Below are 416 nucleotides of genomic sequence, written 5' to 3' on the forward strand. Positions count from 1 at the left end.
GGACGTGTGCAATATGTTGATGGGCAGTTGCAAGATCAGGCAGGCAAGCCACTATCGGTTGAAGACGTGGTTGAAACCTACGCGCAAGATATTTTAGATAATACCTTGGTGCGTCGTATCGGTAAACAGTATTTTGATGTTAACAATGTGCCGACCAGTCAAAAGCTCAATCTCTCACAGGTGTCTGATCAAGAGATTCAATTCCAATTAAAAAAACGCCAATTACCGTCTCCTGTTCCGAGTTCATGGGCAGTGGTTGAGTTAGACGAAAAGCATGTACAGGTGACTGTTCAAGATGATGAAGCAGAAATTCGCGTAGCTACGCATTATGTTTCAGTCGTGCAGGCAGCGGGACAATTGCCAGAAGGCTTTAATCCCTCAAGTCTATACGCCTCTCGTTTTCATCCGCGTGGTTT

1 pseudogene is annotated in these 416 nt (G+C 45.2%); it reads left to right on the forward strand.

The features are described 5' to 3' along the window. Window positions 1-416: pseudogene (locus EMN46_RS19770) on the forward strand (hypothetical protein); the annotation flags it as partial.

Source organism: Ancylomarina sp. 16SWW S1-10-2, from assembly GCF_009669305.1.
In the GTDB taxonomy this organism is placed as follows: Bacteria; Bacteroidota; Bacteroidia; order Bacteroidales; family Marinifilaceae; genus Ancylomarina.